The 25,734-nt window shown below is 61.5% G+C and carries 24 protein-coding genes and 1 tRNA gene; 19 read left to right on the top strand and 6 right to left on the bottom strand.

Features of this window, described 5'->3' with window-relative positions; genetic code table 11:
- The 9 genes from ACNPM8_RS04960 to abc-f form a co-directional block, all read left to right on the top strand.
- Positions 1–344 (top strand): segregation/condensation protein A (locus ACNPM8_RS04960; protein WP_448939400.1); only part of this gene is annotated, 344 nt, incomplete at its 5' end.
- The gene (gene scpB, locus ACNPM8_RS04955; protein ID WP_105659047.1) at positions 337–927 is read left to right on the top strand and encodes an SMC-Scp complex subunit ScpB; all 591 of its coding nucleotides are present in this window, start codon (positions 337–339) and stop codon (positions 925–927) included. The genes ACNPM8_RS04960 and scpB, both read left to right, overlap by 8 nt.
- A 101-nt stretch (positions 928–1,028) precedes the next feature.
- Positions 1,029–2,138, top strand: a complete 1,110-nt coding sequence (locus ACNPM8_RS04950; RefSeq protein ID WP_105659048.1) for a pseudouridine synthase — start codon at positions 1,029–1,031, stop codon at positions 2,136–2,138.
- Between the two features lie 3 nt (positions 2,139–2,141).
- On the top strand, positions 2,142–3,242 hold the full coding sequence (locus ACNPM8_RS04945) for a prephenate dehydrogenase (protein WP_448939399.1): 1,101 nt from the start codon (positions 2,142–2,144) through the stop codon (positions 3,240–3,242).
- Complete coding sequence (cmk, locus tag ACNPM8_RS04940) at positions 3,224–3,919, top strand: (d)CMP kinase (protein WP_105659050.1); 696 nt, start codon at positions 3,224–3,226, stop codon at positions 3,917–3,919. Before ACNPM8_RS04945 ends, cmk begins: the two co-directional genes overlap by 19 nt.
- A 65-nt stretch (positions 3,920–3,984) precedes the next feature.
- Positions 3,985–5,517 carry a ribosome biogenesis GTPase Der gene (der, locus tag ACNPM8_RS04935; RefSeq protein WP_448939398.1) on the top strand — a complete coding sequence of 511 codons (1,533 nt, stop codon included), beginning with the start codon at positions 3,985–3,987 and terminating at the stop codon, positions 5,515–5,517.
- A 101-nt stretch (positions 5,518–5,618) separates the two neighbouring features.
- A tRNA-Pro gene (locus ACNPM8_RS04930) sits at positions 5,619–5,692 on the top strand.
- 100 nt (positions 5,693–5,792) lie between these two features.
- Positions 5,793–6,635: a PhzF family phenazine biosynthesis protein gene (locus ACNPM8_RS04925; protein ID WP_448938290.1), complete on the top strand. Its 843-nt coding sequence runs from the start codon at positions 5,793–5,795 to the stop codon at positions 6,633–6,635.
- A gap of 209 nt (positions 6,636–6,844) precedes the next feature.
- Positions 6,845–8,551 (top strand): ribosomal protection-like ABC-F family protein, encoded by a 1,707-nt coding sequence (abc-f, locus tag ACNPM8_RS04920; RefSeq protein ID WP_448939397.1) that lies wholly within the window; start codon positions 6,845–6,847, stop codon positions 8,549–8,551.
- Here the strand turns inward: abc-f and ACNPM8_RS04915 are convergent.
- Positions 8,544–8,789, bottom strand: coding sequence for a hypothetical protein (locus ACNPM8_RS04915; protein ID WP_448939396.1), 246 nt, complete (start codon positions 8,787–8,789; stop codon positions 8,544–8,546). The two genes, abc-f and ACNPM8_RS04915, sit on opposite strands and share 8 nt — an antisense overlap.
- Before the next feature lie 242 nt (positions 8,790–9,031).
- On the opposite strand from ACNPM8_RS04915, the gene ACNPM8_RS04910 reads away from it, so the two are divergent.
- Together ACNPM8_RS04910 and ACNPM8_RS04905 are read left to right on the top strand one after the other, a co-directional pair.
- A complete protein-coding gene (locus tag ACNPM8_RS04910; RefSeq protein WP_133834493.1) occupies positions 9,032–9,343 on the top strand; it encodes a hypothetical protein in 312 nt (103 codons plus the stop codon).
- 211 nt (positions 9,344–9,554) lie between these two features.
- A complete protein-coding gene (locus ACNPM8_RS04905; protein WP_105662555.1) occupies positions 9,555–11,444 on the top strand; it encodes an FAD-binding monooxygenase in 1,890 nt (629 codons plus the stop codon).
- A 236-nt stretch (positions 11,445–11,680) separates the two neighbouring features.
- Here ACNPM8_RS04905 and ACNPM8_RS04900 read toward each other — a convergent pair whose 3' ends face one another.
- Positions 11,681–12,043: a DUF488 domain-containing protein gene (locus tag ACNPM8_RS04900; RefSeq protein WP_426734934.1), complete on the bottom strand. Its 363-nt coding sequence runs from the start codon at positions 12,041–12,043 to the stop codon at positions 11,681–11,683.
- Between the two features lie 267 nt (positions 12,044–12,310).
- On the opposite strand from ACNPM8_RS04900, the gene ACNPM8_RS04895 reads away from it, so the two are divergent.
- From ACNPM8_RS04895 to ACNPM8_RS04880, 4 genes are all read left to right on the top strand, one after another.
- Positions 12,311–12,763, top strand: a complete 453-nt coding sequence (locus ACNPM8_RS04895; RefSeq protein ID WP_105659058.1) for an FHA domain-containing protein — start codon at positions 12,311–12,313, stop codon at positions 12,761–12,763.
- A 74-nt stretch (positions 12,764–12,837) separates the two neighbouring features.
- Entirely contained in the window at positions 12,838–13,593 is a 756-nt protein-coding gene (ftsR, locus tag ACNPM8_RS04890) for a transcriptional regulator FtsR (RefSeq protein WP_448939395.1), read from the top strand.
- A gap of 40 nt (positions 13,594–13,633) precedes the next feature.
- Positions 13,634–14,116: a bifunctional nuclease family protein gene (locus tag ACNPM8_RS04885; protein ID WP_105662558.1), complete on the top strand. Its 483-nt coding sequence runs from the start codon at positions 13,634–13,636 to the stop codon at positions 14,114–14,116.
- A gap of 242 nt (positions 14,117–14,358) precedes the next feature.
- On the top strand, positions 14,359–14,952 hold the full coding sequence (locus ACNPM8_RS04880; RefSeq protein WP_105659060.1) for a MerR family transcriptional regulator: 594 nt from the start codon (positions 14,359–14,361) through the stop codon (positions 14,950–14,952).
- Between the two features lie 93 nt (positions 14,953–15,045).
- Here ACNPM8_RS04880 and ACNPM8_RS04875 read toward each other — a convergent pair whose 3' ends face one another.
- Positions 15,046–15,861 carry a ParA family protein gene (locus ACNPM8_RS04875; RefSeq protein WP_105659072.1) on the bottom strand — a complete coding sequence of 272 codons (816 nt, stop codon included), beginning with the start codon at positions 15,859–15,861 and terminating at the stop codon, positions 15,046–15,048.
- Positions 15,862–16,212: 351 nt separating this feature from the next.
- On the opposite strand from ACNPM8_RS04875, the gene ACNPM8_RS04870 reads away from it, so the two are divergent.
- Both ACNPM8_RS04870 and ACNPM8_RS04865 read left to right on the top strand, forming a co-directional pair.
- A complete protein-coding gene (locus tag ACNPM8_RS04870; RefSeq protein ID WP_133834490.1) occupies positions 16,213–19,665 on the top strand; it encodes a pyruvate carboxylase in 3,453 nt (1,150 codons plus the stop codon).
- A gap of 98 nt (positions 19,666–19,763) precedes the next feature.
- The gene (locus tag ACNPM8_RS04865; RefSeq protein WP_105662560.1) at positions 19,764–20,306 is read left to right on the top strand and encodes a hypothetical protein; all 543 of its coding nucleotides are present in this window, start codon (positions 19,764–19,766) and stop codon (positions 20,304–20,306) included.
- Here ACNPM8_RS04865 and ACNPM8_RS04860 read toward each other — a convergent pair.
- From ACNPM8_RS04860 to ACNPM8_RS04850, 3 genes are all read right to left on the bottom strand, one after another.
- On the bottom strand, positions 20,279–22,090 hold the full coding sequence (locus tag ACNPM8_RS04860) for an AMP-dependent synthetase/ligase (protein WP_388025390.1): 1,812 nt from the start codon (positions 22,088–22,090) through the stop codon (positions 20,279–20,281). The two genes, ACNPM8_RS04865 and ACNPM8_RS04860, sit on opposite strands and share 28 nt — an antisense overlap.
- Before the next feature lie 113 nt (positions 22,091–22,203).
- Positions 22,204–22,638, bottom strand: coding sequence for a hypothetical protein (locus ACNPM8_RS04855; RefSeq protein WP_133834488.1), 435 nt, complete (start codon positions 22,636–22,638; stop codon positions 22,204–22,206).
- Positions 22,635–23,408 (bottom strand): alpha/beta hydrolase, encoded by a 774-nt coding sequence (locus ACNPM8_RS04850; RefSeq protein WP_133834487.1) that lies wholly within the window; start codon positions 23,406–23,408, stop codon positions 22,635–22,637. Before ACNPM8_RS04850 ends, ACNPM8_RS04855 begins: the two co-directional genes overlap by 4 nt.
- A gap of 135 nt (positions 23,409–23,543) precedes the next feature.
- Between ACNPM8_RS04850 and ACNPM8_RS04845 the strand changes: the two genes are divergently transcribed.
- Both ACNPM8_RS04845 and ACNPM8_RS04840 read left to right on the top strand, forming a co-directional pair.
- Complete coding sequence (locus ACNPM8_RS04845) at positions 23,544–24,215, top strand: lysophospholipid acyltransferase family protein (protein ID WP_105659066.1); 672 nt, start codon at positions 23,544–23,546, stop codon at positions 24,213–24,215.
- Between the two features lie 71 nt (positions 24,216–24,286).
- Positions 24,287–25,690, top strand: a complete 1,404-nt coding sequence (locus ACNPM8_RS04840) for a class II 3-deoxy-7-phosphoheptulonate synthase (RefSeq protein ID WP_105659067.1) — start codon at positions 24,287–24,289, stop codon at positions 25,688–25,690.
- The last annotated feature ends 44 nt before the right edge of the window (positions 25,691–25,734 follow it).

Here is a 25,734-nt window from a genome sequence, read left to right as displayed (position 1 = left end):
CAAGGGCGCTGGCGCCGAAGCCGGAACCGGAAACAGAGGTCGGCATCGGGCATCTGCACGGGGCGAACGTCACCATTGCCGAGGAAGCCGATGCGATCACCACCCTGCTCGAAGCCCGCGGCACGCTGGCATTCACCGAGCTGGTGGCAGACGCGGATGCGCAGCTGGTGGTGGTCGTGCGTTTTCTGGCATTGTTGGAGATGTTCAGGCAGAGAGCCATTAGCTTTGCGCAGGAAGATCCGCTCGGCCCGCTGCTGATCTCGCTGGTCCAGGAGTCCAGTTTCGATGCGCAGGCCGTGCAAGACGACTACGAGGGGAGTGGTGGTGAGGTGGATCATGAGTGAGATTGCACCCATTGACCAGCTGCCAGGAGGCCTGGAATCGGGCCTTGAAGCGGTGCTGATGGTCGCCGATATCCCCGTATCTTCGGCGCGTTTGGCCGAAATCTTCGAAGTCCCCACCGCCAGGGTTGCCGCCGCTTTGGAGACCCTTGCTACCGAGTATGATAGTAAGGATCGCCCGCGCGGATTTGAACTGCGTCGCGTCGCCTCCGGGTGGCGCTTCTATTCGCGGGCCGATTACGCCGATTTCGTCTCCAGTTATGTGCTCGACGGGCAGACAGCACGCCTGTCACAGGCCGCCCTAGAAACCCTGGCTGTCATCGCTTACCGACAGCCGGTCTCGCGTGGACGTATTTCGGCGATTCGAGGTGTCAACGTCGATTCAGTGGTGCGCACGCTGCTCACCCGCGGATTGATCACGGAGTATCCGGAAGTTGGGGATGGCGGAGCGACGCTGTACCAAACCACCGAATACTTCCTGGAACGACTGGGACTGGGCTCGCTTGATGAGTTGCCTGCGCTGTCCCCGTATCTTCCCGGGGTGGCCGACCTCGAATCGCTCGATTCGGCAACCTACGACGACTAGGTAGCTGCCAGCCGGCAGCTACAACGGACCAACCACGCGTGAAGCCCCAAGACTGGCGGGCTCGCGCAGCGAACACGTAACAGCAAGGGACACAGGCAAGCATGAGCAGGGGACCATCCTCAGGCCGCAACGATCGCGGCAACAATTCAAACTTCGGCGGCAAGCCAGCAGGCGGCCGCGGCACTACCGGCGGCAAGGCCTACGGCAAGCCAGGCGGTGCAGGCCGCACCGGTGGCAAGTCCTTCGGCGAGAAGCCATTCGGCGAGAAGCCGTATGGCAAGTCCGCCTCGGGCAAGCCAGGGGAAAAGTCGAATTCGGCCAAGCGCAACACCGCAGCACCGCGCAAGAACTCCGAGCGTGCTTTCGGCAAGGAACGCTTCGGCAACTCCGTGCCGACCAACTATGCGCGCCCGACCCAGCGCGCCCGCGCCCAGGCTCGTGCCGAAAGCCAGGCAGCTCGCGAGATCAACGGCGAGCAGCAGGACGGCATCCGCCTGCAGAAGGCCATGGCCAACGCCGGGGTGGCCTCGCGCCGCGTCTGCGAGGAGATGATCCTCGAAGGCCGCGTCGAGGTCAACGGCAACCTGGTCGTCGAGCTGGGTTCGCGCGTGGATCCAGCCAAGGACCGCATCCACGTCGATGGCATGCGCATCCAGATGAACCAGGCAAACCGCTACTTCGTCTTCAACAAGCCGAAGCACGTGATGTGCACCATGGATGACCCGGAGGGCCGCCGCACCATCGCCGACTACTTCAAGAACGAGCACCACTCGCTGCGCTTGTTCCACGTTGGCCGACTGGACTACAAGACCGAAGGCGTCTTGATCCTGACCAACGACGGCGAGCTGGCCAACCGCCTGCAGCACCCGAAGTACGAAGTCCCCAAGACCTACCTGGTGCAGATCCCCGGCCCGCTGCCGCGTGCGGTAAGCAACCAGCTGCGCGAGGGAATCAAGCTCGAAGATGGCTGGATCAAGGTCGATGACCTGAAGATCATCGCCACCACACCGAAGCACGTGATGGTCGAGGTGACCCTGCACTCGGGCCGCAACCGCATCGTGCGCCGCATGTTCGACGCCGTAGGCCACCCGGTCCAGCGCCTGGTGCGCGTTGCCGTGGGTCCGGTGCTGCTGGGCGACCAGAAGCAGGGCACCATCCGCTCCCTGGGCAACCAGGAAGTCGGGCACCTCATGGCCATGGTGGGGATGTAGCCCATGGCGTCTTCTCACCTTGCAGGCCCGGTGCTGGTCATCGGCACCGGCTTGCTGGGCACCTCGGTGGGATTGGGCCTGCGCGCCAAGGGCGTGCACGTCTACCTGTCGGATATTTCGCCGACCGCTGCCGGAGTAGCCCAGGACATTGGCGCCGGGGTGCTGCTGGAGCACCAGCAGATCGCCCCGGAACTGGTCGTGATCGGTGCTCCGCCGGATGTCACCTCCGCCCTGGTGGGAGACGCGCTGCTGGCCTATCCGACCGCGGCCGTGGTGGACATCGCCAGTGTCAAGGGCTCGATCCTGGCCGGCGTGCTGGCGGACGAGCGGCTGGGCGAGGCTGAGACTTCCCGCTATGTGGGGACGCACCCGATGGCGGGCCGGGAGAAGGCCGGACCGGCCGCGGCCCGTGGCGAATTGTTCACCTCCATGCCGTGGGTCATCTGCGCCCATGAAGGCGCGCAGGCTTCGCGGGTTAAAGCCGCCGAATCCCTGGCCATCGACCTGGGTGCGACCATGTACCGGATGAGCGTGGCCGAGCACGATGAGTCCGTCGCGCTGATCAGCCACTTCCCGCAAGCGGCCAGCTCGATGATCGCCTCGCGCCTGCTGAACGCCGAAAGCCACCAGCTGGCCTTGGCGGGCAACGGGCTGCGCGACACCACGCGCATCGCGGCCAGCGACGAGAAGCTCTGGATCCAGATCTTCTCGCACAATGCCGCCGCACTGGTGCCGATCCTGACCGGGATGAAGGAAGATCTTGACCGGCTGATCAGCACGCTGCAGAACCCGCAGGGCCCCGGCGCGCTGCTGGACCTCTCGCAGCTGATGACCGAAGGCAACGCCGGCAAGGCCCGGATTCCGGGCAAGCACGGCGCACCGCCGCAGGCGTTCGCGTTGGTCACCGTCGTGATCGATGACCGGCCGGGGCAGATCGCCCAGTTGCTGGCCGAAATCGGCGACGCGCAGATCAACATCGAGGATTTGCGCATGGAGCACTCCGCGGGCCATCAGGTCGGCATGGTGGATGTTTCGGTCGTGCCCGGCCGGCGCGATGAATTGATAGATGTATTGACCAAGAACGGATGGAAGGTAGCCCAGTGAGCACCTTGAACAACGACAAGCTGGTTATTGCCATCGACGGCCCTAGCGGCTCCGGCAAGTCCTCGGTCTCCAAGGCCGTCGCCCGCAAGCTGGGCGCAGCCTATCTGGACACCGGCGCCATGTACCGTGCGATCACCTACTCGGTGCTCGCCGATGGCACCGATCTGTCCAACGCCGAGGCCATTGCCCAGGCCGTGCGCGATGCCAAGCTGTCCATCTCGGTCGATCCTGATGCTGAACTGGTTGAAATCGGCGGTGTAGACGTTACCGCGGCAATCCGTGAACCACGCATCTCCGAGCAGGTTTCCACCGTTGCCACCAACCTGGACGCGCGTGCCGAACTGGTCCGCCGCCAGCAGGAAATCATTGCGGCCAACACCCGCATCGTGGCCGAAGGCCGCGACATCACCACCGTGGTCGCCCCGGATGCCGATGCGCGCATCCTGCTGACCGCATCGGAAGAAGCCCGCCTGCGCCGCCGCGGCCTGCAGCTGGGCGGATCGCAGAACGAGTCGCAGCTGGCTACCCAGGTGCTGGCGCGCGATGCGAAGGACTCCACCGTGGTGAACTTCACCCAGGCCGCCGACGGAGTCATGACCGTAGACTCCTCGGACCTGGATTTCGAGCAGACCATCGACGCAGTGCTTGACGCAGTCGGCACTGCAACGAAAAACTAGCCTAAAGCTGGTGCCCATCCTCGGCGAGAGCCGATGAAGATTACGATCGCTGTGAAGGGAAAATCATGAGCGAGAACAACTCCACCCACGACGAGGAATACATCCCCGTTGGAGACGACGATATCGCCGAGCGCCTGGCCGAACTGAGCGAGGAAGAGGCCGCGGTTCGCGCCCAGGCCCTGCTCAGCGGACTGGAAGACTACGAACTGGACGAAGAGGACTCCGCCCTGCTTGCAGGCCTGGATAGCTTCGATGACGACGATGAAGACGTTGTCATTCCGCCGGTCCTGGCTGTTATCGGACGACCTAACGTCGGCAAGTCCACCTTGGTCAACCGCATCCTGGGCCGCCGCGAAGCGGTAGTCGAGGATACCCCGGGCGTCACCCGCGCCCGCGTGTCCTATTCCGCCGAGTGGGTGGGACGCCCATTCACCATCGTCGATACCGGTGGCTGGGAGCACGATGCCAAGGGCACCCACGCCTCGGTTGCCGACCAGGCCGAAATTGCCGCCGACGTCGCTGACGCCATCCTCTTCGTGGTCGACTCCCACGTGGGCGCGACCGCAACCGACGAGGCTGTGGTGAAGATGCTGCGCAAGAAGGGCAAGCCGGTCTTCCTAGTGGCCAACAAGGTCGACGACTTCAACCAGGAAGCCGAAGCCGCCGCGCTGTGGGGACTGGGATTCGGCCAGCCATGGCCAGTCTCGGCCCTGCACGGCCGCGGCACCGCCGACCTGCTGGACGCTGTCATGGAGAAAATGCCGGCCCATTCGGCTTTCGGCGGCATGATCCCATCGGGCGGTCCGCGCCGCATTGCGCTGATCGGCCGTCCGAATGTGGGCAAGTCCTCGCTGCTGAACAAGGTGGCCGGCTCCGAGCGCGTAGTTGTCGACGATCTGGCCGGCACCACCCGCGATCCCGTGGACGAACTTGTCGAGCTGGGCGGCGAAGTCTGGCGCTTCGTGGATACCGCCGGTATCCGCCGCCGCCAGCACATGGCCGTCGGCTCGGACTACTACGCGTCGTTGCGTACCCAGACGGCGCTGGAGAAGGCCGAAGTCGCCGTCATCCTGCTGGCTGCCAATGAAACCATCTCCGAGCAGGACGTGCGCATCATCCAGCTGGCCATCGAAGCCGGCCGCGCGATGGTCATCGTCTACAACAAGTGGGATGAGGTGGATGAGGATCGCCGCTACTACCTGGACCAGGAGATCGAGCGCGACCTTGCCCATATCGAGTGGGCACCGCGCGTGAACATCTCGGCGAAGACCGGCTGGCACAAGGACAAGCTCGTTCCCGCACTGAATACCGCGCTGGAATCCTGGGACAAGCGCATTCCAACGGGCAAGCTGAACGCCTTCCTGGGCGAACTTGTCGCAGCCCACCCGCACCCGGTGCGCGGCGGCAAGCAGCCACGCATCCTGTTCGGCACCCAGGCTTCGGCCCGTCCGCCGCGCTTCGTGCTGTTCACCACCGGCTTCCTGGATCCAGGCTACCGCCGCTTCATCACCCGGCGGCTGCGCGAAACCTTCGGTTTCGAAGGAAGCCCCATCGAGGTTTCGATGCGAATCCGCGAGCGCCGCGGACGCAATCGCTAAATTTCGAATTTAGCCCTTCACTTGGTGTAGGCTAATAAAGGAGCTTTTCGCAGACGGCACCCTTGGTTCTCACGACTTGGGGATAACGGCTGCGAGGGCATCGGGCTATGGCGCAGCTTGGTAGCGCGCCTCACTGGGGGTGAGGAGGTCGCAAGTTCAAATCTTGTTAGCCCGACGATCCAATCGGAAAACCCCGTCGAGAGTTTCTCTCGGCGGGGTTTTGCCGTGCCTCCCCAGAATTCCACACCCACGGCGAAGATCCGGAAGATGGTCCAATGCAACGCAGATTCCAGCAGGTCGATGTCTTCGGCGCCACCCCGTACAAGGGCAACCCGCTAGGCGTGGTGCTCGACGGGCAGGGCCTGGATACCGAGTCGATGCAGGACTACTCGCTCTGGTCCAATCTCTCCGAGGTCACCTACGTACTGCCGGCCAGCGATGAGCGGGCCGACTACCGTTTCCGCATCTTTGCGCGCGAACGCGAATTCCCATTTGCCGGCCACCCTGCCTTGGGCACAGCGCGTGCCTGGCTGCATGCCGGGGGAGTGCCGCAGGATCCGAAGCAGCTGGTCGTCGAGTGCGAAGCTGGTTTGGTACCGATCAGGATCGAAGGTGAAACGCTTTCCTTTGCTTCGCCGCCGGCTGTTCGAACCGGTGCAATTGCGCCGCACGAACTGACGGAAATGATCCAGATCCTGGGCATTGAGCCCGAGCAGATTGTGGATTCGCAGTGGACGGACAACGGGCCGGGGTGGGCCGCAGTGCTGCTGGAAAACTCGCAGCAGGTTTTGGACGTCGCACCGCGGATCCCCAATAGGCCAGGACGCTGGAAAATCGGGGTCTTCGGCGCACTGCCGCAGTCGTCGGCACCGGAAAAATTCGAAGTCCGAGCTCTGGCCATCGAAAACGGCTCGCTGCGTGAGGACCCGGTCACCGGAAGCCTGAATGGAGCGGCCACGCAATGGCTGATGGCCGCCGGGCACGCCACCGCGCCACTGGTCAACCGGCAGGGTGCGAAAGTCGGACGCGATGGGCATGTGCATCTGGGCTTGGCCGACGGCCAGCTTTGGGTTGGCGGGGCCGCGAACGTCCTGATTGAGGGCATCATCGAGCTGTAGTGCACAAAACCTTGCCTGTTGTGATGGCTTGGGCTTAGCCTTGAATGGTGGGAACGTTAATTCATGGAGTCCATTTCCTCTAGGCGGTAACCAGTGTCGAGCTTCGCTCCGCTGACGCCATCTTCATTGCACCTTTGTGGTGCCCGCCAACCACCAGCACCGCACCGGCCCTGATTACTCGGCGAACCGGTGCTAGGCAGGAAACTCCCGTGACCCAGTCCCAAAATATCCACCCGTCTTCCCAGCATGAGCCCGAAACCGAACCGGACTACGTATGCTCCCTGCAAAATATCGCCGTCAGTTTCGGCGAACGGGATGTGCTGACCGGCATCGACCTTGCAATTTCCGGTACCGACCGCATCGCAGTGCTTGGCGATAACGGTTCGGGAAAATCCACGCTGATGCGCGTGATTGCAGGGAATCTCGAACCCGACCACGGGCAGCGGAAGATGAACGCGCCCGGTGCCGTTGCCTACGCTGCGCAGAACCCGAGCTTCGCTGCGAACATGAGCGTGCAACAGGTGATCGATTCCTATCATCGGCGCTTCCGTGAACTGGAAGGCTTGATGCGCGTCATTTCGGCCAAGCTCGAAGATGCTCCAGAACCTGTCGCCGAACGTTTGATGAAGCAGCTGCAGCAGGTTACCGATCTGTACGAGGCGGCCGACGGCTATTCGCTGGCTCCGCGCCTGGATAACGCCTTGGAGCAGCTGGGCCTAGGAGATCTGGATCGCCAGCGCCTTGTGTTCCAACTATCCGGTGGGCAGCGATCCCGGCTGTCGCTGGCCTGTGTCCTGTGTTCGGGTGCGCAATTGCTCCTGCTCGATGAACCAACGAATGACCTGGACGAGGCGGCCATGAACTGGCTGGAGCGCACCCTGGACAAGCATCGCGGTGCGCTGGTGCTGATCAGCCATGACCGGATGTTCCTCAAGCGTTTTGCCCGATCCATCGTGGAGGTCGCCGACGGGTCGATCGCGCATTACGGCAATGGCTATGACGGTTATCTGCATGCCAAGGAGCAGGAACGCATCGTGATCCGCGTCGCCTACGAAAATTGGGTGCAGGAGCTTGAGCGTTCACAGAACTTGGTTGATAAGTATGCTTCACGCGTCAGTGCCATTCCGCGCAAGCAGGAGAAATCCAGTTTCGGGCATGGAAATTTCCGGGCCCGCGATTCCAGCCATGGGTCGACCTCCAAGATCCGCCAGGCAAAATCCCGAATCGAAGACCTCGAAACCCACCGGGCACCCGAGCCGGCTGCTGAGCTGTCCTTCTTGATGCCCGGCAGCACCCAGGACCACGCTGGTGGCGAAACCCTGCTGCAGGTGATGAACGCTCGGCGCGGCTCGGATCCGAAACTGTCCACGCCACGCTTCGACATCAAGCTCGGCGAGCGCTGGCTGGTCACCGGCCCCAATGGTGCTGGCAAATCCACATTGCTCAAAATGCTCGCCGGAGAACTGGAATGCACCGAGGGGAAGATCGAGCGCGCTGCCAACTTGCACTGCGGTTGGCTCCGCCAGGAAGTCGGCATTTTTCCTGGCAGCACCCTGGTTGAAGCCTTCGCCGCGGCCACCGGCCAGTATGTCCAGGACGCCGGTGCGTCCCTGGCCCAGCTGGGCCTGTTTGCGCCGCAGGATTTCCTGCGGCACCCCATGGCGCTTTCGGTAGGCCAGCGCCGCCGCCTGGAACTGGCTATTGCGGTCAGCACCAAAGCGCAGATGCTGTTCCTGGACGAGCCGACGAACCATCTCTCACCGGCCTTGGTGGAGCAGCTGGAGTCAGCGCTGGCGGAATATCCGGGCACCGTGGTCACGGTCAGCCACGACCGGCGCTGGCAGCAGAAAATGCGCGAGCATTCGGTGATGCATCGGCTCGGGGTCGAAGCAGGACGCGTCGAGCTGATCAGGTAGCGCTGGAGTTCTGGCTTCTCAGGTTCAGTCCGCCATCAAAGAGGTGCTGCGGGACAGTCCTCTCGGACAGGGCACGCAGCCGGGTTCCGGTCTGCCCAGGCCAGGCGAGTTCGGCAGCCGAACGGCGAACGTCCGAAGAGTAGGCGCCGTACGCGCCGGTGCCCAGAACCTGCAGGGCAGCGAACGACTGGTCCTGCTCGGCGATGCCCAACGGGTGGATCCAGGTAGCTGCCAGCACTTCTTGATGCCGCGCCCCCAGGCGGTGGCGTGGGCCGGAACCCGGGATACGGCACCGCCCAAGGCCCGCAATTCGCCGACCAGGCTGGCCCGATGGGCCAATGACTGCGCCATGGCATCGCCCAACTGCTCATCCGCATGACCGACCAGGACATCACGCATTTTGATGCGCTGCTGACCGGCATGCGGCGAATTCGGGGCTGGCACGATCAGTGGATAAGGCACTAGCTCGGTGCGCGAATCGTGAAGTTGGGCCAGGTCCAGGGCCTCGCGCAAGACCGGTGCTGCCTGGTCCTGGCCATCATTCGCGAGGGAGCGGATCGGGAACTATCGGCGATCCTGCGATTTGCCGCGGATTGCGCTGCCACGGCCAGCATCATCCGCCCCTATCTGTCGGCCACCAAATGGAAGCCGTGGCTGGTCGGAGATATCTCGTCCTCACGCGACTTGGAGATTGGCGGGAAGTTCAACGCGGTGCACGGAGCCTATGGGCGTTCGCAACTTAATGAAGAGCAGATGCTGGAGTATGCCGGACCCGAGTGGGAGCATCGGTAGCAGCTGGCATCAGTGATGGGCCCCGGCGCGAGGTTATTGCGCCGGGGCTTCTTCCCATCTGCGGCTTAGGGTGGCCGGCGCAGCGTGCGTGAACTTGTGCCTGAGCTCACAGATTGTATATGATTAGTGTGCGATAAAAGATCATGCAGTTCTAATATCGAACATTATATTTATTGACTGAGGTCATCACAGGGAATTGGGGGATGAAACGGTGCAGTTTCACCACAACGGATACATTTCAGCCGATCCACGGGTGCAGCCAGCGGCTGGCGTGGGCATAAACCGTCCCATGGAGATGCCCGATGTCATGGATGTGCTGATCGTCGGTGCCGGTCCCGCAGGCATCATCACCGCCGCCCAGCTTTCTCAGTTCCCTGATGTGCACACCCGCATCATCGACCGACGGCCCGGCCGCCTGGAAATCGGCCAGGCCGACGGGATCCAGTCACGCACGGTGGAGACGTTCCAGGCTTTCGGTTTTGCCGAGCGCATCACCGCCGAGGCCTACATCATCAAGGAAACCACCTTCTGGAACCCTGATCCGCAGAACCCGGATCAGATCATCCGCACCGACCGCACCGCCGATGATCCAACCGGCGTCAGCGAATTCCCGCACCTCGTGGTCAACCAGGCGCGCGTTATCGACTATTTCGCTGATTTCGCGGCGAACTCCCCAGCTCGCACCGTCCCGGACTACGGGTGGGATTTCAAGGAACTGGTCGTTGAAGACGGCGAAGAGTACCCGGTGAAGGTCACCCTGATCGGCTGCGGCGAGAGCAATGACGGCATTGAGCGTGTAGTGCGTGCCAAGTACGTGGTCGGTTCCGATGGGGCCAGAAGCAATGTCCGCCGCTCGATCGGCGCGAAGCTCTCCGGTGACAAGGCCAATCACGCTTGGGGCGTCATGGACACCCTGGGCCTGACCAACTTCCCGGATGTGCGCACCAAGTGCGCCATCCATTCCAAGGCTGGTTCGATCCTGCTGATTCCGCGCGAAGGCGGGCAGCTCTTCCGCCTCTACGTCGACCTGGGTGAAGTTCCGGAAGGGGATAACGGCAAGGTCCGCGAGACTCCGCTGGAAGAAATCATCGAGCGCGCCAAGGCGATTTTGAATCCCTATACCCTCGAGGTCAAGGACGTCGCGTGGCACAGCGTCTACGAAGTAGGCCACCGGCTGGCTGACCGCTTCGATGATGTGCCGGTTGAAGAGATCGGTACCCGTGAGCCGCGCGTGTTCATTACCGGCGACGCCTGCCACACCCACTCGGCCAAGGCCGGCCAAGGCATGAACGTCTCCATGCAGGACGGGTTCAACCTGGCCTGGAAGATCGGCTATGTGCTCTCGGGCCAAGCTCCGGAAAGCCTGCTGCGCACCTACTCGGACGAGCGCAAGGTGATCGCCAAGGACCTGATCGACTTCGACAAGAAGTGGTCCTCCATCATGGCTGCTACTGCGAAGGAGCTTGAAGGCCAAGAAGGCGTTGCCGAGTTCTATGTACGCACGGCCGAATTCCCTGCCGGCTTCATGACCGAGTACGCGGCATCTGCGCTGGTCGCCGGCAAGGAGCACCAGGAGCTGGCCGCCGGATTCCCCGTGGGCAAGCGCTTCCGCTCTTCGGAAGTCATGCGCTTGGCCGATGCCAACCCAACGCACCTGGGCCACCACCATCGTGCCGACGGCCGCTACCGCATCTACGTCTTTGCTGATCAGCAGCCGGTGGGAGAGTCCCAGAAAATTGCCGCCTTGTCGAGTTGGCTGCTGGAGAATGAGCGCTCGCCACTGGTTCGCTTCACGCCGAAGGGTGCCGACGCCGACGCGCTGTTCGATGTCAAGGTGGTCTACCAGCAGGACTACACCACGATGAACGTGAATGACGCGCCGAAGGTGTTCCGTCCGGACACCGGCGTGTTCGGCCTGATGGATTACGAGAAGGTCTACACCGCATTGGACGGCTCGGACATCTTCGAGGAGCGCCAGATCTCCCGCGATGGCGCGATCGTGATCGTCCGTCCGGATATGTATGTTGCCAGCATCCTGCCATTGGATGCGGCCAACGAGCTGGCCCGTTTCTTCGAGCCGATCCTGCTGGAGCAGAACTAGTAGCGCCCTCGCTCCACACATCACCGATGGCGCCGCGAGTATCTCGCGGTGCCATCGGTTTCCCTGCGCAGGGCGTCGCGTGGAAGTGCGGAATATTCTTTGTCGCAACATGGTTGAACCACCAAGGGACAGGACTTCGATGAAAGGTGCCACGGTGAGCCAGGAATTCAGCTTTGACCTTCAGCAGGTGGTCGATTCGGATATGGTGTGTGCCGACGGCGTGTGCTTCGTGCCGCCTACGGACCAGAGAGCTGATCGAGCAGATAGTCACGCAACACCACAGCATGATTAGCCTGCTCATTTTTTGCTCCGTAGACCAAAGTGACCACGGGATGCTGGTCCACTACTTCCAGAAAGCCATCGACAGCGGGGTTCTGATATAGCTCGGCGCGATAGTGCTGCGCAAATTCGCCAAAGCGGTCGGCATCGTGATCCCAGCCTTTGCGAAGCCCGGTGCTCGGTGCCAAGGCCTTGGCCCAGTGATCCAGCTGAAGGGCAGCCTTGCTCTTCCCGCGCGGCCAGAGCCTGTCAACCAGGATCCTGTAGCCGTCCTCGACGCTGGGCGCGGTATACGCGCGTTTGAGAAGTATCTTCGTCATGATTCACCTGAAAGTTCCTGATTTATCCTTGCATCGCCTCCATCTGTGGGAAAGGATCGAAGTGCAGGCGCTGCCAAGGCATCATCGTCTCTCTTGGCATCTTGCCACACTGGCAATCCCTTGCAGCGGAAAATATGTACTTTTCTGTTATCAGTTGGGCAGTGAGTAGGCTAATCTGTAAATAGTTTGGTATTACTGACTGTGCCAACACAGAACTCAAGGTCGTCACGCACGAACTGTTAACAGAATTTTCTGGAGGACCCCATAATGTCGGAACATCGGCCGGTTGACCCGCACAACGAGTCTGCCTCTGAGACGACCAATATCGCTCTTCCTGCGGTGCACAAGGGTGCTGAACCTTCGGTCATCTACACCCTGAGTGAGGATGAGAAAAACGCAGTTAACGCCCTGCCAGCTGGTTCTGCGCTGCTGATTGCCCATTCCGGACCAAACAAGGGCGCACGCTTCTTGCTGGACACCGACGAGAGCATCGCAGGCCGCCATCCAAACGCGGATATCTTCCTGGACGATGTGACCGTTTCGCGTCGGCATGCCAAGTTCTCCCGAACGGACGCGCGGTTCACGCTCAGCGACATCGGATCGCTGAATGGTACCTACATCAACGGCGACCGTATCGACGAGATCCCGTTGAGCACTGGTGTTCAGGTTCAGATCGGCAAATTCCGCCTGAATTTCTACCAAAGCGTTCCGAACCTTTAAACTAGTAGAGTTCGAGGTTTTGTCCGCCGGCGTCTGGCACGCCGACATATCCATACATCCGAGGTGTAGACCCTTTGCCGATCTTTGACGCAGCCCGCAGCCCACGTCTCGAGGCTCAACGCCACGAGACCGTCCGGCAGGCCGCGCTGAATATCGGCGAGGTGCTCTCGGAACTCAAGGATGAGTTCCCACGTGTCACTGCGTCCAAGATCCGCTTCCTGGAAGACAAGGGACTGATCATCCCGCAACGCACCTCCGCTGGATATCGAAAGTACTCCGCGTCGGATGTGAGCCGCTTGCGTTTCATCCTTTCGGTTCAGCGCGACCAGTACCTGCCGTTGAAGGTCATCAAGGACCATCTCGACTCGGTGGATCGCGGTGAAGCGCCAGCAGCATTGCCTGGGGGAGCCCCGGTGGCGCCACAGGCGGTCAACGATGACATGGCTGAGGCCGTGGAGCGCAAAACCCGTTCGGTGTCCTTGGCTGAACTGCAGGGGCTGACCGGTGCCAGCGAGGAGCTCGTTGGCGAATTGATAAAGTTCGGCTTAATCGAACCGGTTGCTGGCCTGTTGGACGCCAACAGCATCAAGGTCACCAAATCGGCCGTTCAGCTGGCGGGCCATGGCGTTGAACCTCGCCACCTGCGGCAGTTCCGTACCGCAGCTGATCGCGAGTTCTCGCTGATTGAATCGATTGTCGGCAACGAACTGAAGAAGCCTGAAGTCTCCGCTCGTGCCCGCGCTGCGGAAGAGGCCCAGGAAATCTCGCGCCAGTGCTTGGAAATTCACGAGGCCCTGGTGCAACGTGCTATTTCCCAACTGGATCGCTAGGCTGAATTCGAACAGGCAACAACAACTCTAAGGGGCTAGCATGCTGGAACTGGAGTTTGCCGGAATCCGTATTCAATTGCCGGCGAATCAGCCGCTGTTGCTGCTCAAATACCCTGAGCGTAATCTCTACCTTCCGCTGTGGATAGGTGCGCCCGAAGCCTCGGCCATCGCAATGTCTGAACAAGGGCTCACTCCGCCTCGGCCGATGACCCATGATCTGCTGCTCAGCGTCATTGAAAGCATGGACGTGAAGCTTGAGCGGATCGAAATAGTCTCGGTAAACAATGCCGTGTTCGTCGCGGAGCTTGTCCTTTCCAACGGCAAACGCGTAGATTCCCGTTCCTCGGATGCCGTCGCCCTTGCCGTGCGCGCCCAGTGCCCGATCATGTGCGCCGAGCACGTCCTGGAAGAAGCTGGCGTGGCCATCGAGAATGAAACTGGCGGCGAAGAGGCACCCGAAGAGCAGTTGCGCGAATTCCGTGAATTCTTGGACAATATTGATCCAGAAGATTTTTCTTCGTAGATATCGCGCGTTTGGTTTCAGTGGAATATTGGCCTTGAATTGGGTAATTCCCCAAGCCTGCGCGACACGCCTTAAAGTTAAGCTTGAAGGTCTTTGACCATTAGTCGTTATCGCCGTACCGTCTTTGCATAGGGACATTTAAAAAGAGCTGTTTTTTGATGGTCATCACTCGCATCTGCGCGGTTCTCATTCGGTCCCTGGATACTCGTTTAGGAACGTGCTGACACGCAAGGAGCAATTGGATGGAGTCTCGCCAGACTGGGCCTCACTATGGGGTCGACGGTGGCAACAAGCAATCCAGCACCCAGGGATTGCTCTTCACCGATGACCTGCCTGAGCTGGATGAACATGCCGGCTACCGCGGTCCAATTGTGTGCAAGGCAGCCGGCATTACCTACCGCCAACTCGACTACTGGGCACGTACTGGCCTGGTAGAGCCGGCAGTGCGCGGAGCCAAGGGATCCGGCAGCCACCGCCTTTATTCATTCCGGGATATCCTCGTGCTCAAGGTTGTCAAGCGGCTGCTGGACACCGGAGTATCCCTGCAGCAGATCCGTTCGGCCGTTTTGCACCTGCGTGAACGCGGCGTTGAGGACCTTGCCCAGATCACGTTGATGAGCGATGGAGCTTCGGTCTACGAATGCACCAGCGCCGACGAGGTCATTGACCTTGTCCAGAAGGGCCAGGGCGTATTCGGCATCGCCGTAGGCCGTGTTTGGCGCGAGGTGGAAGGTTCCCTTGCCCAGCTGCCTTCAGAGAGCTCTGTGCAGCAGACCCTGCCAGAAGATGAATTGGCTGCCCGTCGGGCTGCCAAGGCGGCGCGCAACGTCGGCTAGGGCCGGCAGATAATTCAAGAGCTTAAGCAATTGACCGGATCTTCCTTGAAGGAAGATCCGGTCAATTGCTTAAGCTGCTATCCGTATCCGGGCCTAGGTGTTGTTCGGGCCTGCTGCGGACATGACTTCCTTGAGCAACGCGTCGAACTGCGCCAGCATCGGAGCAGTAGCCTTGGAAGGCCACTGGTGCACCGAGTACGCGGCACCTTGGATCTGCTGCCATTCCGGGTGTTCGGGAATCTCGGGCTTGACCATGGAGTCGCCGAACATCTGGCGCATTTCGCCCAAACGGAAGGTATGCTCCGCGGAGTCCTTGCGGACGCGGTTGGCGACAACACGTACCGGTCCCAGGGAAGGAGCGAATTCACGGCGGAAGAGTTCCAATGCGCGCTGGGTGCGCTCGGTGCCGGCCACGGAGAACAAGCTGGGTTCTGCCACTAGCACGAGCTGATCCGACGCGCTCCATGCCATGCGGGTCAAGCCGTTCAGCGATGGCGGGCAGTCGATGAGAACCAACTGGTAACCGCTGGTGCGGCTCAGAAGCTGGGAGAGGCGGCGTAGGTCGCGGGTCCGCAGATCTGGTCGATCGTAGATGCCGGTGAATGCGTCGCCAACGGCAACATCGAGCACTGGAATGCGGGTACGGGATTTCTTCTCTGCTGCCTTGGACTGCCAAGCGCTGGCGACAACCTGATCTTGCAGACGGGCGCGACGAGCGTTCTTGAGCATTTGTCCAATTGGCTGCTTCCCATTAGCCCGGACTCCAAGGCCAGTGCTGGCATCCGCATGGGGATCCAGGTCAATGACGAGAGTCGGAATGCCGGCGGCAAGTGCTGCTGAAGCCAATCCGAGTGTCACGGAGGTTTTTCCTACGCCACCCTTGAGGCTGCTGATGCTCACTACGTGCACGGACCAGACCACGCCTTTCACTGTTCGTTAGTTTAAACGTCCCACCGAATTTTTAGTCTCTCATCATCATAGTGTGCCGAGCCGTGTTTCTCCGACTTTGCAACGTCAGTTTTTGCCATTAGGCACAAGTTAGTGATTAAAACTTCAAAGATCCAATTATTTTATGTGGTCTGACCACAAGGCGAAATGTTTGGACGTTCTGGAGAATCCCCGTGTAGTGTGTTTCACAGAAGTGGCAAATACTAGCTGCTTTTCGAGACCCGACACGCTGGGATGGCGGGCCTGCACCTGAGGGGAACAGTCCTGATTGTGCCGTTGAACCAGCGTGTACAGATTCGATGTAGGGACACTATGTTTGAAAAGATCTTGGTCGCCAACCGCGGTGAGATTGCGATTCGCGCTTTCCGCGCCGGCTACGAGCTGGGCGCAAAGACCGTTGCTGTCTACCCACATGAGGATCGCAATTCGATCCACCGTCAGAAGGCCGCAGAGGCCTACCAGATCGGCGAAGAGGGCCATCCGGTCCGCGCCTACCTGGATATCGACGAGATTATCCGCGTTGCCAAAGAAGCCGGCGCGGATGCAATCTACCCGGGCTACGGCTTCCTCTCGGAAAATCCTGACCTCGCACGAGCTGCCGAAGCAGCAGGCATCAAGTTCATCGGTCCAAAGGCGGACGTGCTTGAACTGGCCGGCAATAAGGTAGCGGCGCTGAAGGCTGCTCGCGAGGCAGGCATTCCGGTACTGGAATCCTCCGAGCCAAGCGATGATGTTGATTACCTGATTGCCGAGGCCGATCGCATCGGCTTCCCGATCTTCGTCAAGGCTGTAGCCGGCGGCGGCGGTCGCGGCATGCGCCGTGTCGACAAGCGCGAAGACCTGCCGGAGCTGATGGGCGCGGCAATGCGCGAAGCCGGCACCGCCTTCGGGGACCCCACCGTTTTCCTGGAACAAGCAGTGCTGCGTCCGCGCCACATCGAGGTGCAGATCCTCGCCGACGAGCAGGGCAACATTGTCCACCTGCATGAGCGCGACTGCTCGCTGCAGCGCCGCCACCAGAAGGTTGTCGAAATCGCTCCAGCACCGAATCTGGATGAATCGATTCGCCAGGCGCTGTTCCGGGACGCCGTGAAGTTCGCGCAGACTCTGGGCTACCAGAACGCAGGCACCGTCGAATTCCTCGTTGATACCGTGGGCGACCGCGCCGGGCAGCACGTATTCATTGAAATGAACCCGCGCATCCAGGTTGAGCACACGGTGACCGAAGAGGTTACCGACATCGACCTGGTGCAGGCGCAGATGCGCATCGCTGCTGGCGAGTCGCTGAAGGATCTGGAGATCAGCCAGGACACCATCCAGGTGCGTGGCTGGGCCTTGCAGTCCCGCATCACCACCGAAGATCCAGCCAATGGCTTCCGTCCGGATGTTGGAACCATTACCGTCTACCGCTCCGCCGGCGGCTCGGGTGTCCGTCTGGATGGCGGCACGATCTACACCGGCGCCGAGGTGTCCCCGCACTTCGACTCGATGCTGGTCAAGCTCACTTGCCGTGGCCGTGACTACCAGACGGCTGTGGCTCGCGCCCGCCGTGCGCTGGCCGAGTTCCGCGTGCGCGGTGTGGCCACCAACATCCCGTTCATCCAGAATGTGCTCAGTGATCCGCAGTTCCTGGCCGGTGATGTCGCTACCGACTTCATCGACTCCCGCCCGGATCTGCTCACCGGCAATGAATCCCAGGACCGCGGTACCAAGGCGCTGAACTTCCTGGCCCATGTCACGGTGAACCAGCCAAATGGCAGCCGTGTCGAGGGAATCGACCCGCGCAAGAAGCTTCCTGCTTTCCCGGGTGACAAGACCGACGAGCCAGAGCGTTCGCCATTCGATGGCCCCTCCAAGTCCGCCGTGCCGGCCGATGGCTGGCGCCAGAAGCTGCTGGATCTCGGTCCGGAAGGATTCGCCAAGGCCCTGCGCGAGTCGAAAGCGGTGGGCATCACCGATACCACCTTCCGCGATGCGCACCAGTCGCTGCTGGCCACCCGCGTCCGCACCCGCGACCTGCTCGCGGCAGCACCGGCCTACGCGCACAACGTCCCGCAGCTGTTCTCCATGGAAGTCTGGGGCGGTGCCACCTACGATGTGTCCCTGCGATTCCTGGGCGAAGATCCCTGGAAGCGCCTGGAGCTGCTGCGTGCGGAGCTGCCGAACATCCCGTTGCAGATGCTGCTGCGCGGCCGCAATACCGTGGGCTACACTCCATACCCAACCGAGGTCACCGACGCTTTCGTGAAGGAAGCCGCGTCCGCAGGGATCGACATCTTCCGCATCTTCGATGCGCTGAACGATGTTTCGCAGATGGCTCCGGCCATCAAGGCGGTACGCGACACCGGCACGGCAGTCGCCGAAGTGGCCCTGTGCTACACCGGCAACCTGCTGGATGCCAACGAGAAGCTGTACACCCTGGACTACTACCTGGAGCTGGCACAGCAGATCGTCGACGCTGGCGCGCATATCCTCGCAATCAAGGACATGGCCGGCCTGCTGCGCCCAGCGGCAGCAACCAAGCTGGTCACGGCCCTGCGCGAACGCTTCGATCTTCCGGTGCACCTGCACACCCACGACACCTCCGGCGGGCAGCTGGCGACGTTGATGGCTGCCATCGACGCCGGTGTGGACGCCGTCGACGTGGCCAGCGCGGCCATGGCGGGCACCACCTCGCAGCCATCGGCCTCTGCACTGGTCGCAGCGCTGGAGTTCACCGAGCGTGATCCCGGCCTGTCACTGGATGCCGTGGCGTCGCTGGAACCGTACTGGGAAGCAGTGCGCGCCATGTACAAGCCATTCGAATCCGGACTGCCAGCGCCAACCGGCCGTGTCTACCAGCACGAGATTCCGGGCGGCCAGCTTTCGAACCTGCGCCAGCAGGCCATTGCATTGGGCCTGGGCGAGCGTTTCGAAGCCATCGAGTCGATGTACGCCTCGGTCAATGACATGCTCGGCAATGTGGTCAAGGTGACTCCATCGTCCAAGGTCGTCGGCGACCTGGCCTTGCAGCTGGTGGGTTCCGGAGTCCCAGCCGCGGACTTCGAAGCGAACCCGCAGAACTACGACATCCCGGATTCGGTCATCCAGTTCCTCTCGGGAGAGCTGGGCAACCCTCCAGGCGGCTGGCCGGAACCGTTCCGCACCAAGGCGTTGCAGGGACGCAATGTCAAGGCCCATGTCGAGGACCTCTCGGCAGAGGACCTGGCAGCGCTGCAGGCGGATTCGGACACGATTCGCGGTACCCTGAACCGGTTGCTCTTCGCTGGCCCAACCCGTGACTTCGAGAAGTCGGTGGAGAACTACGGCGATTTGTCCGTCCTGCACACCCGCGACTACCTCTACGGCCTGGTTCCCGGCTTTGAGCATGTCATTTCGCTGGGTACCGGTGTTCGATTGCTGGTCAGGCTGGTATCGGTATCGGAAGCCGATGAGAAGGGCCTGCGCACCGTCGTGGTCAACCTCAACGGCCAGTCCCGCCAGCTCAAGGTCCGCGACGAATCGGTAGAATCCACCGTGAAGTCCGCGCCGAAGGCCGATCCGAACAACAACGGCCACGTCGCTGCACCCTTCGCGGGAGCGGTGACTGTGAACGTCAAGGTCGGCGACCTGATCGAGGCCGGCCAGTCCGTGGCCACCATCGAAGCAATGAAGATGGAAGCTGGCATCACCGCCAACGCGGGCGGCGTGGTCAGCCAGGTAACCCTGAATGGCACCAGCCAGGTACAGGGTGGCGATCTGCTGCTGGTGATCGAACCCAAGTAGCATCCGCAGTACCCAGAGCACGGGGGCTCGTGACCAAAGTTGCGGGCCCCTGCGCTCTGCCAACTAATCGTGCGAACCACAAAGCAGAAGGAGCTGTGATGCGCCCAAGCAAGATGACGCCCGGGGCTGTGCCCGCCCGGCTGAGGCAGCAGGTTGCCGAGCTGGGATCCAAGGGCCAGCCGATCACGGTACTGGTCTTCACCCTCGACACGCATCTTCCGTTCTGCGAAATCGCAGAGCACCTGGCCGAACAATTCGGCGAATTGGATTGCAAGGCCCAGGTGGCCACGGCCGGACCGCAGCGCGTGCAATCGGTGATGGACGGGAAATTCACCGGCACCAACGTGTTGGTGGTTGTGGGCGATACCAGTGCCGACTCGGAAGACCGGCTCATGGAATTGGTCGAATGGCTGCTGGCCAATGGCCGCAAGGACCTGGCTGGGAACCTGATCTACGCGGTGCTTGGCCACGAGCACCAGAATCACGCCACCCAGGCATTCAGCCGCGTGGTATTGCCGCGCAGCTACTATGCCCGAACACAGCAAAGCGGCCTCAAGTTGCCTTGGGCCGCCTCAGCTCGCGAATCGTGGGAGCTGGCTAATGCAGTGCTGGACTATGCTGTCGGCTTGGGCGCCGAGTAGATGCCTTCGATCACGGCTTCGTAGTCCTTGAGCACTACTGCACGCTTGATCTTCATCGAGGGAGTCAAATGACCGGTTTCCTCGGTGAAGTCAGCAGGCACAACGCGGAAGGACTTGATCGCCTCGGCCTTGGATACCGAGGTGTTGGCCTTGTCGATGACCGCCTGCACGGTTTCGAGCACCTTTGGATGGGTCGATAGCTCGTCCAGCGACAGGTTCTGGTCCATCTGGTGACGGGCCAGCCAACCTGGCAGGGCTTCTGGATCCAAGGTCACCAGGGCCGCAATGAACGAGCGGCCCTCGCCGATGACCACGCACTGGGAAACCAGCGCGTCGGCGCGGATCTGGTCCTCAAGCAGCGCAGGAACCACGTTCTTGCCGCTGGCGGTGACGATGATTTCCTTCTTGCGCCCGGTGATTCTCAGGAATCCGTCGGCGTCGAGTTCGCCGATATCCCCGGTGCGGAACCAGCCATCGGTGAAGGTCTCATCCTGCAGCTCTGGACGGTTGCGGTAGCCGCGCATCACGCAAATGCCCTTGGTGAGGATCTCTCCGTCCGCGGCGATGCGCACGGCGTTGCCCGGCAGCGGCTTGCCTACGGTGCCGATCTTGATCCGGTCCAGGGTGTTCACCGTGATCGGTGCGGTGGTTTCAGTCAGGCCGTAGCCTTCCAGAATGGTGACCCCGATGCCGTTGAAGAAGTGGCCGAGGCGCTCGCCCAGCGGACCTCCGCCGGAGACCGCATGGCGGATGTTGCCACCCATCGCGGTGCGCAGTTTCTGGTAGAGCAGGGCGTCGAAGAGCTTGTGCTTCAGGTTCAGCACGAGCGGTACCTTGCCCTCCTGCTTGGCGCGGGAGTATGCCACTGCAACGTCAACGCCGGCGTGGAAGATCTTGCCCTTGCCGCTATCTTCAGCCTTGAGCATGGCCGAGTTGTAGACCTTCTCGAAGACGCGTGGCACAGCGAGGATGAAGTTCGGCTTGAAGGACTGGAGGTCCTCGAGCAGGTGCTTGACATCGGGGGTGTGTCCGGTGCGGCAACCAGCGGCAATGTTGACTACCGAGATGAAGCGGGCGAAAACGTGAGCCAGCGGGAGGAACATGATGGTCGATGCGCCCGGGTAAACGGCGCCGGGCAAGGTAGCCACAGCGTTCTCCGCCAGCTCCACGAAGTTGCCGTGGGTCAGCTCGCAGCCCTTGGGGCGGCCGGTGGTGCCCGAGGTGTAGATGATCGTGGCGATGTCATCCAATGCTGTGCCCGAACGGCGGGCTTCGAGCAACTGGTCATCGACGTTCCGGCCATCTTCGGAGAGCTGTTCCAGCCCGCCATCGAACTGCCAGACGTGATCCAGTCCGTCGAGCTGTTCCTGATGGGCGGCGCGGCGGACCACGGCTTCCTGGGCGGCGGCCTCAACGACGACGGCCTTGGCACCGGAATCGGAAACGATCCAGGCAACCTGGCTAGGGGAGGAAGTTTCATAGACGGGGACGGTGACGCAGCCGGCGAACCAGATGGCGAAGTCAACCAGCGTCCACTCGTAGCGGGTCTTGGCCATCAGCGCGATGCGGTCGCCAGGTTCGATGCCATTGGCGATGAACCCCTTCGCAATAGCCCGGGCGTCGGCAGCGAACTGCGATGCCGTGACATCATTCCACGTTCCGTCGGTTCCCGGCTTTGAGAACAATGCCGGGTTGGCCGCTGAATTCGCGTGGCGTAATAGCAGATCTGTAATATTCGACTGCTGTGGCGAATGAATGCGAATTGGCGAGCTGTATTCGCGCATCTGGTCTTCAACTCCTGAAACTCTGTGTGACCCCATTAGCAATAGCGGGTAACCCGCATCACATATTTATTACTATAGAGTAACCTACCGTGTGGTGTACTCAAAGCCGTTTTCTATACTTGAGCCCCATCATCTCCCGGATCGCGTTCAGTGGGAAGACGTTTGAGCAAGTAGGCGATTCCGAGCAGGGCGGCGAGTGCCAGTCCGAAATAGATGAACACCGGAGCTGCGCGGAAAAACACCACGCACAGCAGCAACCCAAGCGGACCGCCAGCGGCGCCAACCCAGGCGAGGTTCAGCATCGGATCACCTGAACCCAGCGCGGCGGGTTCTTCTGGAACGAACTCTTCCGGGGTCTGCTCAGCAACATAGTCGCGCGGTCCGCGAACCGCGGCAGGCCCGGTGTTGAAGAGCTTCTCCAGTCTCGCCGCGCGCTCGTCGGCGCTGGGTTCGCGGGGTACCGAGGCATCAAGCTGACGGAAATTCTCGACTAGCTCATCCCACTGCGGATCATTCTGGTTTGAAGGATGGGCATCTTCCGGATTCATGCGCGCTCCTCCTTGCGCTTCTGTTCCGTGGCGGCCAGCTGCGCGAAGAAGCGAGCGGATTCGTGGAAAATCTGCTCCGCATCGTAGTCCAGGGTGGCTACGTGCTTGGAGTGCAAGAGCATGTGGTGCTCGGCCAGGGTGCCTGAGTTCAGGCCCTCGACCAGCTCGCGCACCGACTGCTCTGAGACTACGTTGTCGACGGTGGAACGGAAGAGCTGCACCGGGGCGTTCACCAGCTCCAAGCGCCGGCGGGTCTGGGCAAAGAGCGAACGGAGTTCGGCTACGGCTGCTACCGGGGTGCGCGGGTAGGCCCCTTCATCGACACCGCGCTTGGCGATGTCATTGCTGATAGGGGCAACGCTGCGCACTACATGCTTGAGCCAAGGAGTATAGGAGGACAAGGGGGAGTCCACGACCAGGCCCGGATTGACCAGCGAAACACCGGCTACATTGCGGCGGGTCGCCAGATGCAGGGCCAGGGCGCCGCCCATGGAAAGGCCAGCGGCGAATACCTGCTCGTGCGTGCGCGCGAGCCTGTCAAAAGCCGCTTCGGTAGCGTGGATCCACTGGCCATAACCTCGACCGACCATGTCCTGCCATTGCGTTCCGTGCCCGGGCAAAAGGGGAATGTCCGTGTCGAATCCGGCCTGCTCCAAGGAATCCGCCCATGGCTGCATGGAAACAGCGGAGCCGGTAAAACCGTGGATCAAAAGTACTGCACATGGACGTTTGCGCTCGTCCAGCGGAGTATTGCCTGCATCAAGTTTCATCGTGAACCCTCCGGATTTCTGCCTTCACCTTCGAGCGTAGTGCACAATTGAAGGGTGCGGAGTGCGCTTCGACCAGTAAGGTCGCGGTTTCTCTTCCCGCGTAGCTGGTCAACTAGAAGAAGGAATTTTCCCGCTGTGCTGTACGACTTCCTCAAGCGTTTCGCTGTCCGGCCGCTAATACGAATTTTCTTCCGCGTCAAGATCCAGGGCATCGGCAATGTGCCTGAAACCGGTGCGGCGATCTTGGCTTCCAACCACCTGTCGGTGAGCGACTCGGTGTTCCTCCCAGCGGCGCTGGATCGTACCGTGATTTTCCTGGCCAAGGACGAGTACTTCAACGGCAAGGGCATCAAGGGCCGGATCACCGCGTGGTTCTTCCGCAATATCAACCAGCTGCCCATGGACCGTTCAGGCGGGCAGAAATCGGCTGCTTCGCTGGCCAGTGCCAAGAACGCACTGGCGCAGGGCCAGGTGCTGGGCATCTATCCGGAAGGCACCCGTTCACCGGATGGACGGTTGTACCGGGCCAAGCTCGGCGTCGCCAAACTCGCCCTGGAAACAGGTGCACCGGTGATACCAATTGCAATGATTGGCACCGACAAGGTCCAGCCCATCGGCCAAAGCCTGCCGCATCCGGGCCGGATCGGGATCAAGATCGGCAAGCCGCTGACCTTCGAGCACCTGAACGGCAGGTCCGCGAATCCTGAAACGCTTCGCGCTTGCGCCGACGAGATCCGCAAGGCAATCAATGTCCTGTCAGGTCAGAGCTACGTCGACATCTATGCTCCACGCAAACCAAAGAAGTAGCAGGCCGCTATGCGCAGTGTTACGGCGACTTGTTACATTCATCGCGGTCCTTTGAGCTGATGCCACGTAGAATGGGCAAGGTGAGCGAAGAAAACCGAACCCCATTGCCAGGCTCCTCCGTAGCCGGCCCCGCCACCGATCCGCAACTAGATTTGTGGCGTGAATTGCCAATTGCCCAGCAGCCGACTTGGCGTGAGCACAAGGACTATCAGTCCTCCATCAACGAATTGGGTTCGCGTCCGCCACTGGTATTTGCCGGCGAAGTCGACGTACTGCGCGAACGCTTGGCCGCAGCAGCCCAGGGCAAGGCCTTCTTGCTGCAGGGCGGCGACTGCGCCGAAACCTTTGCCGATGCAACCGCCGACAAGATCTCCTCGCGAGTTCGCACCATCTTGCAGATGGCTGTGGTGCTGACCTATGGCGCATCGATGCCGGTAATCAAGATGGGACGCATGGCTGGCCAGTTCGCCAAGCCGCGCTCCTCGAATGACGAAACCCGAGATGGTGTTACTTTGCCGGCATTCCGCGGCGACATCGTCAACGGCTTCGACTTCACACCCGATTCCCGTGCCCACGATCCGAAGCGCATGGTGCAGGCCTACAACACCTCATCGGCCACGCTGAACCTGATCCGCGCGTTCACCCAGGGCGGCTTCGCAGACCTGCGCAGCGTGCACTCGTGGAACAGCGGATTCATGGCCAACCCGGCGCACTCCGCCTACGAGCAGCTGGCCGGCGAGATCGACTCGGCCATCCGCTTCATGGATGCCTGCGGTGCAGACTTCGAGGCGCTCAAGCGCACCGAGTTCTTCGCCTCCCATGAAGCACTGCTGCTGGACTACGAGCGTGCGTTGACGCGTACCGATTCGCGGACCGGCCTGCCGTACGACACCTCCGGCCACTTCCTGTGGATCGGTGAACGAACCCGTCAGCTGGACCACGCACATGTGGACTTCCTCTCGCGCGTGCGCAACCCAATCGGCGTGAAGCTGGGCCCGAACTCGGATCCGGAAGATGTCCTCGCGCTGATCGAAAAGCTCGATCCGAACCGCGAACCAGGACGCCTGACCTTCATCACCCGCATGGGTGCGAAGAACATCCGCGAGAAGCTGCCAAACCTGATCGAAAAGGTCACGGCCTCCGGCGCCCAGGTGCTGTGGGTTACGGACCCAATGCACGGCAACACGGTCACCAGCCAGAACGGCTACAAGACCCGCAACTTCGAAGATGTCATGGACGAAGTCCGCGGCTTCTTCGAAGTGCACGACGCGCTGGGCACCTTCCCAGGCGGCCTGCATGTGGAGATGACCGGCGACGATGTGGCTGAGTGCCTCGGCGGAGCGGATCCGATCCGCGAGGAAGACTTCGACTCGCTGTACGAGTCGCTGTGCGACCCGCGCCTGAACCACCGCCAGTCCCTGGAGATGGCCTTCCTGGTCTCCTCGGCACTGCAGAGCCGCAGCCGAAACCGCTAGCAGCTAGAGAATAATCCGGTTCCCGACAGCGGGAACCGGATTAT

The organism is Glutamicibacter sp. AGC46, assembly GCF_053543715.1.
Note: the sequence above shows the minus strand (reverse complement) of the source record. Positions and strands in the feature narration are given on the sequence as shown.

Bases quoted from the DNA above. Each gene is read 5' to 3' on its own strand.
- ACNPM8_RS04870 (WP_133834490.1), top strand. From the start codon at position 16,213: ATGTTTGAAAAGATCTTGGTCGCCAACCGCGGTGAGATTGCGATTCGC.
- scpB (WP_105659047.1), top strand. From the start codon at position 337: ATGAGTGAGATTGCACCCATTGACCAGCTGCCAGGAGGCCTGGAATCG.
- ACNPM8_RS04840 (WP_105659067.1), top strand. From the start codon at position 24,287: ATGGGCAAGGTGAGCGAAGAAAACCGAACCCCATTGCCAGGCTCCTCC.
- ACNPM8_RS04895 (WP_105659058.1), top strand. From the start codon at position 12,311: ATGTCGGAACATCGGCCGGTTGACCCGCACAACGAGTCTGCCTCTGAG.
- ACNPM8_RS04860 (WP_388025390.1), bottom strand. From the start codon at position 22,090: ATGCGCGAATACAGCTCGCCAATTCGCATTCATTCGCCACAGCAGTCG.
- ACNPM8_RS04855 (WP_133834488.1), bottom strand. From the start codon at position 22,638: ATGAATCCGGAAGATGCCCATCCTTCAAACCAGAATGATCCGCAGTGG.
- ACNPM8_RS04865 (WP_105662560.1), top strand. From the start codon at position 19,764: ATGCGCCCAAGCAAGATGACGCCCGGGGCTGTGCCCGCCCGGCTGAGG.
- der (WP_448939398.1), top strand. From the start codon at position 3,985: ATGAGCGAGAACAACTCCACCCACGACGAGGAATACATCCCCGTTGGA.
- ACNPM8_RS04850 (WP_133834487.1), bottom strand. From the start codon at position 23,408: ATGAAACTTGATGCAGGCAATACTCCGCTGGACGAGCGCAAACGTCCA.
- ACNPM8_RS04885 (WP_105662558.1), top strand. From the start codon at position 13,634: ATGCTGGAACTGGAGTTTGCCGGAATCCGTATTCAATTGCCGGCGAAT.
- ACNPM8_RS04925 (WP_448938290.1), top strand. From the start codon at position 5,793: ATGCAACGCAGATTCCAGCAGGTCGATGTCTTCGGCGCCACCCCGTAC.
- ACNPM8_RS04900 (WP_426734934.1), bottom strand. From the start codon at position 12,043: ATGACGAAGATACTTCTCAAACGCGCGTATACCGCGCCCAGCGTCGAG.
- cmk (WP_105659050.1), top strand. From the start codon at position 3,224: ATGGAAGGTAGCCCAGTGAGCACCTTGAACAACGACAAGCTGGTTATT.
- ACNPM8_RS04950 (WP_105659048.1), top strand. From the start codon at position 1,029: ATGAGCAGGGGACCATCCTCAGGCCGCAACGATCGCGGCAACAATTCA.
- ACNPM8_RS04945 (WP_448939399.1), top strand. From the start codon at position 2,142: ATGGCGTCTTCTCACCTTGCAGGCCCGGTGCTGGTCATCGGCACCGGC.
- ACNPM8_RS04880 (WP_105659060.1), top strand. From the start codon at position 14,359: ATGGAGTCTCGCCAGACTGGGCCTCACTATGGGGTCGACGGTGGCAAC.